The organism is Pseudomonas sp. TREG-RG-20F-10-E-6-01, assembly GCF_022662455.1.
Taxonomy (GTDB): domain Bacteria; phylum Pseudomonadota; class Gammaproteobacteria; order Pseudomonadales; family Pseudomonadaceae; genus Aquipseudomonas.
Genome location: NZ_JAKNQP010000003.1, coordinates 190,935 through 204,252, shown reverse-complemented (window position 1 = coordinate 204,252; position 13,318 = coordinate 190,935). Strand labels below are relative to the sequence as shown.

Here is a 13,318-nt window from a genome sequence, read left to right as displayed (position 1 = left end):
CCACCACAGGAAACCCGCTTGCCAAGCGAATCTGCAGTGTCACAACCACGCCGCGTCCCACAACGGATAATCGCCAATATGCTCGACCAGCCCGGCACGTAGAGGGTTGGCGATCACGTAGCGGGCTATTTTCCTTACGTCTTCCTCGGCCCGAACAGCATGGTCGTGATAGCCGCGCTGCCAGAACCTTTCCCGGCTGCCTCGGGCTCGATTGATACTCAGCGTACTGCGCGACTTGGTCTGGCGCATCACATCGGGCAGGGTCGAGTTATGCAGGTCGAACAACCAATGAAAGTGATCCGGCATGATCACCCACGCCAGTGAGTTGACCTGGCCCGCGTCGTGGGTTCGTTTGAATTCTGCTACCAATAATCGTCCCAGCTCAAAACTGTTGAACAAGGGTTGGCGCTGATGCACCACGACGGTAACCAAATAAGCACGCCCTGATTCTGAGTAGCGACCGCGGCGTAACCGGTGAGAGTTGGGCTGACGAGACAATCCGTTGCTCCTTGCATGGATAAGAAGCTGTGACGCTAGCAGCGCCAGTGGATTGACCGTGTTGAGTTCGGTGTCCCCATATTTCCAGTGGGCACGGGCTTGTTGTGGATAGCGGGGCTGTTGTGGCGAGCGGGTTTACTGTGGCGAGCGGGCTTGCCCCGCGTTGGGCTGCGCAGCAGCCCCAAACCAGTCTCCGCGTTTTTCCAGATGGATTGAGTCGTCAGGTTTCGGGGCCGCTTCGCGCCCCAACGCGGGGCAAGCCCGCTCGCCACAGGAAGCCCTCTAACCACCACTAGCCCACTTGCCCACTAGCCACTCCATCGGCTTACAGCGCATCCCACTGCGGTGCAAACGGCGGCTGCACAAAGCGTTGGTCTTTGGGCAGGCGCGCGATGGCTTGCATATCCTGCTCATTGAGTGTGACGTGCAGCGAATCGAGGTTGGCTTGCTGGCTTTGCTGGCGCTGGGCTTTGGGAATCGCCGCCACGCCTTGTTGGCGTAACCAGGCCAGGGCGACTTGCGCCGCGCTGGCGCCGTGCTTGGCGCCGATCTGTGTCAATACCGGGTCAGTGGCCGCGCGACCCTGTGCCAACGGTGCATACGCAACCATCGGGATGCGTTTGCCGCGCAGGTAATTGAGCAGGCGGCTCTGGTCGAGGAACGGGTGGTATTCCACCTGTACCGCGGCAATCGGCGTGCCCAGCACATCGATCGCCTCGCGCAGCATCGGCATGTTGAAGTTGCACACACCGATGTGCTTCACGCGGCCACTGTCGCGCAGGGCCAACAAAGCGTTCATCACGCCGGGCAGGTCCATGTCGGCAGCCGGCCAATGCACCATGAACAGATCGACGTAGTCCACCGCCAGCCTGCCGAGGCTCAGCTCAAAGGCTTTTTGCAGCGCGGCAGGCGCCAACTGGTCATGCCAGACCTTGGTGGTCAGGAACACCTCGTCGCGGGGGATGCCCGAGTGTTTGATCGCCTGGCCCACAGCGGCTTCGTTGTCGTACATAGCGGCGGTGTCGATATGCCGGTAACCCAGCGCCAGGGCACTTTCGACCACTGCCCGGCAGTCATCGCCGGGCATACGGAAGGTACCGAAACCCAATTCAGGCAGGTTCATCAGGCATTCGCCTCCGCGGTTTTATCTGCCAGCTCGCGCAACACCGTGAGCAGGGAAGTTGTGCCCTTGAGCACCTGATCGTGCTCGAAACAGATCCAGCCTTCGTTGAAGCCATCGACCATGCGCATGCGCGGCAGTGGGTTGTGTGCGCCTTGGGCGCGCAGCAACGGTTCCCAGGTATCGCGCTCAACCACCTCGGCACGCACGTCACGGCCGAGCACTTGCGCCAGGGTCTGGGCGATGTCGTTCGGGCTGACCCACTGGCTTTCCAGTTCGACTACGCGGTGGCCGGCCCAGTCTTGCTGCAACAGTTGCGCGGCAAGTGTGCCGATGTCGGCCGTGGCAACCATCGGCACGCGTTTGTCGAGCGGTTGCAGGAAGCTGTGGATCACGCCGGTGTCACGCGCACTGCTGACGTCGTAGGCGGCGTTTTCCATGAACCAGCCTGGGCGCAGGAAGGTTACGGGGATGTCCAGGGCGCTCAACGCCTGCTCCATCAGCGTGCGCTGGGTCAGCAGGTTGAGCTCCTTGGCCTGCGCGCCGATGGTCGACAGGCACAAGACTTTTTGTGGCGCGGCGGCCTTGAGGGCCTGGCTGACAGCCGCTATCACGGCACGCGCTTCAGGAAACCCAGGCAGCGGGTCGAAGCCCGGTGGCGGCAGGATGAACATAGCGGTCGCGCCCTTGAACGCTTCGGTCAGCGCCTGTGCATCTTCCATCGCGGCAAACGCGATTTCGCAGCCCTGGTCGGCCCAATAGGCCGCTTTGCCGGCGTCGCGAATGACGGCGCGAACCGGCAGACCTGCCTTGAGGAGGTTATGCGCCAGGGCGCCGCCGACTTTGCCTGTGATGCCAGTGATTACGTACATGCGCTTTACTCCTGTGGGTTCCAATGTGTGGAGCCCAGCATAAAGTTCGGCCGGCGATGACAGAATAGCGATTACGTCACTGCGTTAGTGACGCGAAATCACGAATCGGCCAGTGGCGGCAAACGCCGTTTGACCGGGGTTTTCTTGACGATGGCGGTGTTGGTTTCGGCATAGGCGTTAAGCCGGTCGAGCAGGGTGTCGAGCTGGTCCATGGTGCGCACGTGCAGGCGCGCGATGAAGCAGTCCTCACCGGTGACTTTGTCGCACTCGGTGAACTCGGGAATCGCCTGGATCTGGCGCTCCACTTCCTGCAATTTGCCGGGCAACGGGCGGATACGCACGATGGCTTGTAGCAAATAGCCGAAGTGCTTGGGGTCGATGTCGACGGTGTAGTGGGTCAGCACGCCGCGCTCTTCCAGACGGCGCAGGCGTTCGCCCACGCTGGGCGAAGACAGCCCGGTAATACCCGCCAACGCCTTGAGCGACAGGCGCGAGTCGTCCATCAAGGCGGCGATCAGTTGCTGGTCGATAGAGTCAATCATGCTGTCTGCCTAATTTAAAAAGGTAATTGAGGGTTTTTGCCTACTTTAGTCGCTGGAGGTGCTGATCAGCAGATTGCCATAATTGAGCCTCACTTGAGGAGCGCCATCGTGGACACATCTATTCGTCGCGGGTCGTGGGAAATGGTCGCCGCCATGCTGATTTCGGGCACCATCGGCTGGTTTGTGCTGGTGTCTGGCGTGTCGGTGATCGAAGTGGTGTTCTGGCGCTGCGTGATTGGCGCGCTGACGCTGTTGCTGGTGTGCGCGTGGCTGGGTTACTTGCGCCGAGACCTGCTGACCTGGGCCAAGCTCGGCCTGGCGATGCTCAGCGGTGTGGCCATCGTCGGCAACTGGTTGCTGTTGTTCGAATCCTATTCACGTGCGTCGATTGCCATCAGCACCGCGGTGTACAACGTGCAGCCGTTCATGTTGGTGATGCTGGCGGCGCTGTTTCTGGGTGAGAAGATCACCGTGCAGAAGCTCGCGTGGTTGAGCGTGGCGTTCCTCGGCATGCTGGCGATTGTCACCGCCCATGGCGAACAGCAAAGCGCTGGCGGGGATTATCTGACCGGTATTGCCCTGGCGTTGGGCGCAGCGTTTTTGTATGCGATTGCCGCCTTGATCATCAAGCGCTTGAAGGACGTTCCACCCCACTTGATGGCGTTGATCCAGGTGATCACCGGCGCACTCTTGCTGGCGCCGTTAGTGCCTTGGCACAGCTTGCCTGCCGCGACCCAGGCCTGGGCTGCGCTGATCACGCTGGGCATGGTGCACACCGGTTTGATGTATGTGTTGCTGTACGGGGCGATCCAGAAACTGCCGACCGCGATTACCGGCGCGCTGTCGTTCATCTACCCGATTGCGGCGATCTTTGTTGATTGGATCGCCTTTGGGCATCGCCTGGGTTGGCTGCAATGGCTGGGGGTTGTTGCGATTCTGCTGGCGGCAGCGGGGTTGCAGCGGGGCTGGTGGTGGCCCCGCTCCCCAAGGATCAGTGCGTGCCCTGAAAGATGATGTTTTCCGGGTTGAAATGGCCCACGCCGCTGCCCGGCTGTGGCAAGCCAAGGATGTGGCCCTTGATCTTGCCCACCACGTGCATCTCGCACGGTTTGCAGTCGAACTTCAAGGTCAGTACCTCATCACCGTGGATCAGTTGCATCGGCGCCACTTTGGTCTTCACACCCGTCACGCCCTTGGCCTGTTTAGGGCACAGGTTGAACGAGAACCGCAGGCAGTGCTTGGTGATCATCACCGGCACTTCGCCGGTTTCTTCGTGGGCTTCGAAGGCGGCGTCGATCAGCTTCACGCCGTGACGGTGGTAGAAGTCCCGGGCTTTCTGGTTGTAGACGTTGGCCAGGAACGACAAATGCGCTTCCGGGTACACCGGCGCCGGCGACGTCTCAGCCTTGCGTCCACCCCGTGGGTGAGCGGCAACGCGGGCGGCGGTCAGCGCCTCGATCACTTCACGGCGCAAGGCCTTGAGCTGCGAGTTAGGGATGAAGAATGCCTGCGGCGCATCCAGTTCGATGTGCGTGGCGTGGTACTCGGTGGTGCCGAGTTGGCCAAGCAGGTCGCGCAGGGTGTCGAGCGCCTGTTCCGGCTTGTTGGCCACGCCGAACGGGCCGGGCAGGGTGACGCTGGCGCTGATGCCTTCTTCGCTGGTCGCGGTCACGTCCAACTGGTCTTCACGCAGGCGCGCGACCCACTGCAGGCCAATACGGCGCTCGGCCGAGGTCTTGAGCAGGGCTTGTTGCCAGTTGTGGTCGAGGTTGCGGTTCAGCGGATGGTTGGGCCGCAACTGGTGCAGGCCGGCCGGCATTTCATTGGGCTCGACGCGGTAGCGGTAGCGTTTCTCGCCGTCTTCTTCGAACTCGCCTTTGGGTTCGGCGATGTTGGCGCGAAAACCCACGACTTCGCGCTTGATCAGCACATTGAGGCCGTCGCCGTTGGACAACGGCTCATGGGTGACTACCTGCAAGTCGCGCTTGCCGGCTTTTTCCACCACACCCACCGGCAGGCCGGTGAAGGTGGGCGTGTCGAAGGCGCCGATGTCGATTTTGCGGTCGGTGACGAAGTAGTCGGTGCTGCCCCGGTGGAAGGTTTTTTCCGGGTCGGGCAGGAAGAAATGCGCAGTACGGCCGCTGGAAGCGCGCGCCAGGTCAGGGCGGTCTTCGAGGACGTCGTCGAGGCGTTGGCGGTAATAGGCGGTGATGTTTTTCACATAACCCATGTCCTTGTAACGGCCTTCGATCTTGAACGAACGCACACCGGCTTCGACCAGCGCGCGGATGTTGGCGCTCTGGTTGTTGTCTTTCATCGACAGCAGGTGTTTTTCAAAGGCCACCACGCGGCCTTGGTCATCTTTCAAGGTGTACGGCAGGCGGCAGGCCTGGGAGCAGTCGCCACGGTTGGCGCTGCGGCCATTCTGCGCGTGGGAGATATTGCATTGCCCGGAGAACGCCACGCACAGGGCGCCGTGGATGAAGAACTCGATGGCGGCATCGGTTTCATCGGCGATCGCGCGGATTTCCTGCAGGTTCAGCTCGCGGGCCAGCACCAGCTGCGAGAAACCGGCCTGGTCGAGAAACTTGGCGCGGCCCAGGGTGCGGATGTCGGTCTGGGTGCTGGCGTGCAGCTCGATGGGCGGAATATCCAGCTCCATCACGCCCAGGTCTTGCACGATCAACGCATCGACACCGGCGTCGTACAGCTGATGGATCAGCTTGCGCGCGGGTTCCAGTTCGTTGTCGTGCAGGATGGTGTTGATGGTGGTGAACACGCGGGCGTGGTAACGGCGGGCGAATTCGACCAGTTGAGCGATGTCGCTCACCTCGTTACACGCGTTATGGCGCGCGCCGAAGCTTGGTCCACCAATGTAGATGGCGTCGGCGCCATGCAAGATAGCCTCGCGCGCGATGGCGACATCGCGGGCCGGGCTGAGCAATTCCAGGTGATGCTTGGGCAAGGACATAGTTTTTTTAGTCAGGCTTGTCACGGTTGAGGCGGGCATTGTAGCTGTGAAATGCTGGGTGGGCACCTACCGCAGGGCTGGCTGGGCGAATGGGGTAGGTAGATTGGGAGCATATCCGTTGCTGCGGTAACGGCCACTGGTGGTTCCGCTCTTACAGCGGGTCACTTTTGGCAAACGCCCGGAATGCCGGCCCAGCCAAAAGTAACCAAAAGGTCTTTGCCCCACCACTCGGTGCCTCGCCTAGGTTCGGCCAGCGTGGTTGACGGGGCCTGTCAGATCAAAATCAAAAGCAAAGCACGGCGGCCTGACAGCCGACCTGAGTGGTAGAAGCAAAAGCACAGCAACACACTTCTATCTGATGCACAGAGATCCAAATGTGGGAGCGGGCTTGCCCGCGAATGCGGTGGTTCAGTCAGCTCATGAGTTACTGATCCACCGCCTTCGCGAGCAAGCCCGCTCCCACAAGTTGACCGCGTTCAGCCTCCAGCACCGCACTGCTTTGCTTTTCTGTGGGAGCTGGCTTGCCTGCGATGCAGGCACCTCGGTCTATCTGACGCTATCGCGGCAACCCTTGATGTGTATTGCCAGCGATAACTCAGGCCTTGGCCGCCATCGCGGTGACTTCCACGCGCATGCCTTCAACGGCCAATGCGGCCACGCCAACGGCAGCGCGAACCGGCCACGGTTTGGCGAAAAAGCGTTTGTAGACTTCATTGAACGCGGCGCGATCAGCCATGTCGGTGAGGTAGATGGTCAGGTGCATCACCCGGTCCATGGAACTGCCGGCTTTTTCCAGCGCGACTTTCAGCGCTTGCAGGGTGCACTCGCTTTGCAGGGTGATGTCGCCGAGTTCGAGGCTGCCATCGGCGCGGGTCGGGATCTGGGTGGAGACCAGGATGCCGTTGAAGCCGACGACGTCGGAGGAAATCGAGTCGGCATCCGGATCGGGGGTGTAGCTCAGGTCGTGGTTGGCCATGGGCGCCTCTGGTTGGCTGTAGCAGAAGGCGCACATGGTCCCCGAAAATCACAACAGGGGCAAACCGAGGGTTATGCCCAGCGGCGGAACAGCACGCTGGCATTCACGCCACCAAAGCCGAAGCCGTTGGACAGCGCATATTCAATCGGCATGTGCCGCGCTTCACCGCGCACCATGTCCAGGCCGTCGGCCAGCGCGTCCGGGTTGTCCAGGTTCAGCGTCACCGGGGCGACCTGGTCGCGCAGGGCAAGCACGCTGAAGATCGCTTCGATGCCGCCTGCGGCGCCCAGTAAGTGGCCGGTGGCAGACTTGGTTGAGCTGATGGCCGGGCCGCCATGGGCGCCGAACACGCTCTTGATGGCGGCCAGTTCGCCTTTGTCACCCACCGGCGTCGAGGTTGCATGGGCGTTCAAGTACTGGACCTGGGCCGCCTCAATGCCTGCCTGACGCAGTGCCTGGGTCATCGCCCGCCGCGCGCCATCACCGTCTTCCGGCCCGGCCGTCATGTGGTAGGCATCGGCACTGGTGCCATAACCCACCAGTTCGGCGATGGGCTGCGCGCCGCGTGCCAGGGCATGCTCCAGTTCTTCGATGACCAGGATGCCGGCACCTTCGCCCATCACGAAGCCGTCACGTGCCTGATCGAAGGGCCGCGAAGCCCGTTCTGGCGTGTCATTGAAGTCGCTGGATAACGCCCGCGCCGCTGCAAACCCGGCCAGGCTGACCCGGTGAATTGCCGCTTCCGCACCGCCACACACCGCCACATCGATTTCCCCGGCACGGATCATCCGCGCCGCGTCCCCAATTGCTTGCACACCGGCTGCGCAGGCCGTCACCGGCGCGCCCAGCGGGCCTTTCAAGCCGTAGTTGATCGACACATGCCCGGCCGCCATGTTGCTCAGGAACGAGGGAATGGTGAAGGGCGACAAACGTCGCGGGCCTTTGCTGTCGGTGGTGCGCACGGCATCGGCAATCGCCGGAAAGCCACCCACGCCAGAGGCAATGATGGTTGCCGTGCGTTCCTGTGCCTGCGGCGTTTGAGGCGCCCAGCCGGCTTGCTTCAAGGCTTCATCGGCCGCCGCCAGGGCGAAGAGGATAAAGCGGTCCATCTTGCGCTGTTCCTTGGCGGCCAGCAGCCGATCAGGGTCAAACCCGGCCTCAGGGTCTTGCAGCACGCTTTGCACTTGGCCACCGATGCTGATGGCGAGGTCACCGATCAATGCTTCAGGCAGACGGCGTATGCCCGACTGCCCGTTCAACAGGCGTTGCCAGGTGGATTCCACGCTGGCGCCCAGCGGCGTCAGTGCGCCCATGCCTGTCACGACGATACGTTTACTCATGATCAATCGACTCCGGTTGCGTTGAGGGTACAGACCCTATGGACGTCACTATCATGATGAAAGTAACATGGCGTCACACAACTTTGTACCGGCACCTGGGAACCCTTATGCAACGCAAGTCTCTTGTCAGCGACGAATGCCCGATCGCCCGCAGCCTTGAACGGATAGGGGAGTGGTGGAGCATGTTGATCATGCGCGATGCATTGCATGGCTTGCGTCGCTTCGATGAGTTTTCACGCAGCCTGGGCATCGCGCCGAACATGTTGACGCGCCGCTTGAATGGCCTGGTGGACGCCGGGATGCTTGAGCGCCGCGCCTACAGCGAGCGGCCGCCACGGTATGAATACGTGCCGACGGCCAAGGGCGAGGATTTGCGCATGGTGCTGATGGCACTGGTGGCGTGGGGCAATCGGCATTATGCCGAAGAGGGCACCAGTGTCGAGGTGGTGGAGCGCGAGACGGGCAAGCCGGTGCAACCGATGATGGCAACGGCCGAAGGCACACTCGTGCCGTTGGAGGCGTGCGTGGTACAGGCCGGTCCAGCCGCCAGCGCAGGCATGCGCCAACGGCTGGAGCCTGGGGTGGTTACAGCAGAGTGAACGGGTAGTCGACGATCACCCGCAGCTCGTTCAATTTGCCGTCGCGCTGATCCGCGTTTGACGAAACCATCGCATCGCGCACGCGCAGCGACAGGTTTTTCGCCGGGCCGCTTTGCAGCACGTATTTGGCCTCCACATCCGTCTCGTGATGGTCGCCGTCGGCACCGTAGTCGCCGACGTAGGCGCTGTTGGCCGGCGTGTGCGTGCCGTTGATGTCGGAGCCGTTGACGTAGCGGGTCATGAAGCTCAAGCCTGGCACGCCGTAGCTGGCCATGTTCAGGTCATAACGCACGCCCCAGGACTGCTCGCCCGGGCCGTTGAAGTCGCCCCACTGAATCGAGTTGGCCAGGAACACTGAATCGCCGCCTTCACCCGCGCCGTTGTTGCCGGTGCCGATGTAGTCGAACGGCGTGTCGCCGTGCACCTTCTGGAACGACAGCGTCAGCGTGTGGGCCGCCAGGAACGAGTAGGCCGCCGCCACCGAATACGTGGTGTTGTTGATGGCCCCGGCCTTGGCGCTGCCGGTGTCGAGGGTGCGGTACAGGTTGCCGTCCAGCGCCAGCGACTGGTCATGGCCCAACGGCAATACGTAGTTGAGGTTGGTGTAGTACTGGCGCCAGATATCTTCCAGTTCACCGGCGTACACGGTTGCACTCAGCGAGGGCGTGAAGGTGTATTTGCCGCCGACGAAACTCGCACTGTTGGCCGCGACGTTGGCGTAGGTGGCATAGATATCGTGGTCATGGTTGCTGGTCATGCCGCTGTTGGTGCTGGTGAAATGCCCGGCTTCCAGGTCCAGCCCGGCGATTTCGCTGCTGGTCAGGTCAAACCCGGTGGCGGTCTGCGGCAGAATCCGCGTGCCGCCGGTGGCAAAGACCGGCGCCGTGGGTTGCATGTCACCGAACTTCAGTTGGGTCTTGGACACCTTGATTTTCACCGCGGCGCCGACGGAGCCATAGCCGTTTTCCGGGTCGCCATGGCGGTCGGTCGGCAGCTCACCGGTGCCGGCATCCGCGTGGGTGGCGTCGAGCTTCATCGCGCCATAGGCGTAGGCGTCCACGCCAAAACCAATGGTGCCTTGGGTAAAGCCCGAGGCGTAGTTGAGCATTGCGCCCTGGGTCCAGTCGCGGTTGTCTGCCTTGCCACTTTGGCGATCGCGGTCGAAATAATAGTTGCGCAACAGGCCCGTGATGCTGCTGCCGTCAATAAAACCCTTGGAATCGGCCTGGTCGCTGACAGACTCGGCAAAGGCCACTTGGCTGACACTCGCGCACACTGCCAGTGTGAGCAGGCTGCACTGTCTAATCATGGGTTTGATCATGGTGTTTACTTCCCCGGAATAAGTAACGCGCGCGCAGAAACATCGCAATTTTTATGGCGCATACAGTGTTGTGGGCAGATGTTTTCAGGTGAGCGTAGTGACGGTTTTTATTGTGTTCGACAGGGTTGCCGAAGCCGATTTTTATCATATTTTTCGCGGCTTGCAGCGGTGTGGCGGATTAAACTCGATTAATTAAACTTCACGTCTTTTAATCACGAGCGGGTGTAGCGTTGATAGGGTCTTAGCCGCTCTGCTTCGACAAAAACCTTTGGTTTGCCGCCGCAGACTCTGCGGCGGATTTTTTAATGCTTAGTTATATAAAAGTTCATGTGCGCCGCCGCCGTTCAGTGGTGGCTATATGATTGCGCTTGATTCAATTTCGCCCATGTAACAAGACTGTTGCACTTGCCCTCTAATAATCCTTTCTCCCACGCCAGATCAGGAGACAGGCCATGCAAGTCAATCAGCTTCGTTAGGTTGATAGCACCCCCAACGCGGGCGACAACCCCAACTGGAATAAAGCGGTGTCGAAAGCGCTAGGCAATCAGCCCGACGACAACCGCCTCGGCCCCGATACAAAGCGGCCCCAAGGTGACTTTCGCACTGCGCAGCAGATCATCGACGACAACCCGCTGCTCAAGAATCTCGGCAACCAGAGTGGCGTGAAAGACAAATTACGTGAACGCGTTGGCGACTTTGAACACGATCCGGACGCCGCTTACCGCGCGAGCCGGGTGCTGGAGCACATCGAAAAACTCGACGAAAACGGCAAGCCCACCGTCAAGCGGCCAGAACTCAATGAAGCCGGCAACGGCAAGGTCGACGGCTTTACCAAAGGCGGTGACGCCCGGCACGGCACCGAAGCCGGGCGCCTGCAGGATTTCGGCAAGTACGGCTGGGAGACCCTTAAAGGCGAGCTACCGCAGAGCCCACCCAGCACGCCGCCCAAGGGCGATGCGCCGTCCAACCATCTGCCGTTGCCGGGTGAAGGCCGGCCGATGGGCGACAACCGCAGTGCCGAGCAAATCATCGAAGACAACCCGTTGCTGAAAAACCTCGGCAACCAGAGCGGGGTCAAGGACGCTCTGCGCGAGCGTGTCGGCGACTTTGAACACGACGCCGATGCGGCCTGGCGTGCCGCGCAGGTGCTCAACTATGTCGAGAACTACGACGAGACCGGCAAGCACATCGCAGGCGGCAACCTGGGCAATGGCCGCATCGACGGCTTCACCAAGGATGGCGAAGCGCGCCACGGCACGGAAGCGGGGCGCCTGCAGGACTTCGGCAAATACGGCTACGACAACCTCAAGGGCCTGGACGGCAACAGCGCGGATGACCAGATCAAGGACTTGAATGCCAAGGCCACCGAAGACGCCGTGAAGGCGGCCGGTGGTGACGCCTCCAAGGTGGGCGCTGACTATTTCGCCACGGGCAACACCAGCGCCAGCGGTGCGGACAAGACTGCAGCGATCATCCAGCTGTCCACGGGCCTGGCCAACTACAAGGCGGGTGCCGATGCGTTTGCGCACCAGGGGCCGGATGCGGCCAATGAGTGGTCAGGCGACGGCCCGTCACCGGGCCAGCAACGCGAAGACTTTATCAAGGATGTGCAAGGGCGCATCGACACGCTCAGCAAAGACCCGGACGTGCAGCAGTTCCTCAACACCCAGGGCACCGAACAGTTGCAGAAAATGGTCGCCGCCGACCCAGCCTTGAAAGCCGAGATGGAGCGGCGCCTGGACGCTTCATCCAGTTGCGACGCGCTGCAGAGCGCGTTTGCCGCCAAGGGCGCCAGCACCACCGATGCGCTGTCGAGTTTTATCAAGTACCCGGACTTCTACGCCCAGGCCCTGGGCAAACAGCCTGACTACAAGAAAGCCCTGGAAAACGCCCCGCAAGCCATCAAGGACAAAGTCAACGCCGAGTACGCAGACATCACCTCCGGCAAGCAGATCAACGACCTGATCGCCAGTGGTGTGCCGGCAGACAAGGCGGTGATTCAGTCCGGTGTGAACAAGGCAATCTTTGACGCGGTACTTGACGACAAGACCGTGCAGGCGGGCAGTTCGAGCTTCAACGACGTCGCCGCCAAGCTGGGGCGTGAAGACCTGCTTAAAGGCCAGTCGATTGACGACTTCTACCGCGGCCTGGGCGTTACCGGCGCCAATGACCCGCGCCTTGAGCAAGTGATCAACGACAACAACGCTGCATTCACGCCACCGGGCGAGGCCCCACCGAAAACCGCCGATATCATCAGTGGCATTCGGGCGGTGGACGACGCCATGCGCGGCGGCGCCAAGTTCGACGATGCGATCAAAAAAGTCCAAAGCACCTGGGGCGGCAAGCTGCCGGCCGGGGTCAGCGCGGCGTACAAGGCCGGGGTGATGCACGGCGTGTCGGGCGTGTTGTTGGCGGGCGCCATCGGTACGCGCATCGCCAGCGGCAAGGGCGGCAGCACCGCGCAGACAGTGGGTCAGTCGTTTCAGGCGGCCGGACTGTTCCTTGAAGGTGGCGCCAAGTTTGTCCAGGACCAGTTCGATCGCACCCAACAGGGCACTTACAAGTTCGACGCGCCCAAGTACGTGAAAGACGTGGAAAACGTCGGCAAGAGCCTGGGCGGCGTGGCGGGGAACGTACTGGGCTTGGTCACCGGGGCCATTTCCGCAAAAAACTCGGCCCAGAGCGGCGACAAGGTCGGCGCCGGCTTCCAGGGCATCTTCGCGGGGCTTAATGGCCTGTCGGCCGTGGCCGGCATGGTGGAGGTCGCCACCTATGTGGTGCCGCGCATAACCACGGTGGCAGCCGGCGTTGCAGAAGCGGCCGGCGTGATTGGCGGCGCGGCCGGTGCCCTGGCGGGTGCCGTGGGCGGCATCGCGGCGGTCGGTGGCTTGATCTACGCGATCATTGCCGACATCAAGGCCGACGATGCGCGCAAGAAACAGCAAGAAGAGTGGTACACCGGGCTCAAGCATCAGCTCGATGACTTCGGCGTTACGCCGCCGCCATTGGATGTGATCATTGCGCCCAAAAATGGCTACGTGGACGTGGGTAATCCCAACGCCAATTACTGACCGAAGTC

General features: G+C 61.6%; 11 protein-coding genes. 3 read left to right on the top strand and 8 right to left on the bottom strand.

The features are described 5' to 3' along the window. Nucleotides 1–39: 39 nt before the first annotated feature. The 4 genes from L8K08_RS11365 to L8K08_RS11350 form a co-directional block, all read right to left on the bottom strand. Nucleotides 40–498, bottom strand: a complete 459-nt coding sequence (locus L8K08_RS11365) for a transposase (RefSeq protein WP_145161222.1) — start codon at nt 496–498, stop codon at nt 40–42. 325 nt (nt 499–823) lie between these two features. After that, nucleotides 824–1,621, bottom strand: a complete 798-nt coding sequence (locus L8K08_RS11360; protein WP_242196822.1) for an aldo/keto reductase — start codon at nt 1,619–1,621, stop codon at nt 824–826. Further along, entirely contained in the window at nt 1,621–2,490 is an 870-nt protein-coding gene (locus L8K08_RS11355) for an NmrA family NAD(P)-binding protein (RefSeq protein ID WP_242196819.1), read from the bottom strand. Before L8K08_RS11355 ends, L8K08_RS11360 begins: the two co-directional genes overlap by 1 nt. A gap of 98 nt (nt 2,491–2,588) precedes the next feature. Next, nucleotides 2,589–3,032: an Lrp/AsnC family transcriptional regulator gene (locus L8K08_RS11350; RefSeq protein WP_145160627.1), complete on the bottom strand. Its 444-nt coding sequence runs from the start codon at nt 3,030–3,032 to the stop codon at nt 2,589–2,591. A gap of 108 nt (nt 3,033–3,140) precedes the next feature. On the opposite strand from L8K08_RS11350, the gene L8K08_RS11345 reads away from it, so the two are divergent. Continuing rightward, the gene (locus L8K08_RS11345; protein ID WP_242196814.1) at nt 3,141–4,046 is read left to right on the top strand and encodes a DMT family transporter; all 906 of its coding nucleotides are present in this window, start codon (nt 3,141–3,143) and stop codon (nt 4,044–4,046) included. On the opposite strand, the gene L8K08_RS11340 is transcribed toward L8K08_RS11345, so the two are convergent. The 3 genes from L8K08_RS11340 to fabF all read right to left on the bottom strand — a co-directional run bounded on the left by L8K08_RS11340 (nt 4,024) and on the right by fabF (nt 8,319). Then, the gene (locus L8K08_RS11340; RefSeq protein ID WP_242196811.1) at nt 4,024–6,003 is read right to left on the bottom strand and encodes a U32 family peptidase; all 1,980 of its coding nucleotides are present in this window, start codon (nt 6,001–6,003) and stop codon (nt 4,024–4,026) included. The genes L8K08_RS11345 and L8K08_RS11340 overlap by 23 nt on opposite strands. Before the next feature lie 595 nt (nt 6,004–6,598). After that, nucleotides 6,599–6,979: a RidA family protein gene (locus tag L8K08_RS11335; RefSeq protein WP_145160633.1), complete on the bottom strand. Its 381-nt coding sequence runs from the start codon at nt 6,977–6,979 to the stop codon at nt 6,599–6,601. Nucleotides 6,980–7,050: 71 nt separating this feature from the next. Beyond that, entirely contained in the window at nt 7,051–8,319 is a 1,269-nt protein-coding gene (fabF, locus tag L8K08_RS11330; protein WP_242196808.1) for a beta-ketoacyl-ACP synthase II, read from the bottom strand. 107 nt (nt 8,320–8,426) lie between these two features. Here fabF and L8K08_RS11325 point away from each other — a divergent pair, with 107 nt between their 5' ends. Further along, the gene (locus L8K08_RS11325) at nt 8,427–8,918 is read left to right on the top strand and encodes a helix-turn-helix domain-containing protein (RefSeq protein ID WP_242196805.1); all 492 of its coding nucleotides are present in this window, start codon (nt 8,427–8,429) and stop codon (nt 8,916–8,918) included. Here L8K08_RS11325 and L8K08_RS11320 read toward each other — a convergent pair. Further along, on the bottom strand, nt 8,905–10,227 hold the full coding sequence (locus L8K08_RS11320; protein WP_242196802.1) for an OprD family porin: 1,323 nt from the start codon (nt 10,225–10,227) through the stop codon (nt 8,905–8,907). The genes L8K08_RS11325 and L8K08_RS11320 overlap by 14 nt on opposite strands. A gap of 536 nt (nt 10,228–10,763) precedes the next feature. Here L8K08_RS11320 and L8K08_RS11315 point away from each other — a divergent pair. Beyond that, nucleotides 10,764–13,310, top strand: coding sequence for a hypothetical protein (locus tag L8K08_RS11315; protein ID WP_242196798.1), 2,547 nt, complete (start codon nt 10,764–10,766; stop codon nt 13,308–13,310). Nucleotides 13,311–13,318 lie beyond the last annotated feature (8 nt).

Coding starts and splice junctions, on each gene's coding strand:
- L8K08_RS11350 (WP_145160627.1), bottom strand. CDS start 3,032: ATGATTGACTCTATCGACCAGCAACTGATCGCCGCCTTGATGGACGAC.
- L8K08_RS11325 (WP_242196805.1), top strand. CDS start 8,427: ATGCAACGCAAGTCTCTTGTCAGCGACGAATGCCCGATCGCCCGCAGC.
- fabF (WP_242196808.1), bottom strand. CDS start 8,319: ATGAGTAAACGTATCGTCGTGACAGGCATGGGCGCACTGACGCCGCTG.
- L8K08_RS11360 (WP_242196822.1), bottom strand. CDS start 1,621: ATGAACCTGCCTGAATTGGGTTTCGGTACCTTCCGTATGCCCGGCGAT.
- L8K08_RS11355 (WP_242196819.1), bottom strand. CDS start 2,490: ATGTACGTAATCACTGGCATCACAGGCAAAGTCGGCGGCGCCCTGGCG.
- L8K08_RS11340 (WP_242196811.1), bottom strand. CDS start 6,003: ATGTCCTTGCCCAAGCATCACCTGGAATTGCTCAGCCCGGCCCGCGAT.
- L8K08_RS11335 (WP_145160633.1), bottom strand. CDS start 6,979: ATGGCCAACCACGACCTGAGCTACACCCCCGATCCGGATGCCGACTCG.
- L8K08_RS11320 (WP_242196802.1), bottom strand. CDS start 10,227: ATGATTAGACAGTGCAGCCTGCTCACACTGGCAGTGTGCGCGAGTGTC.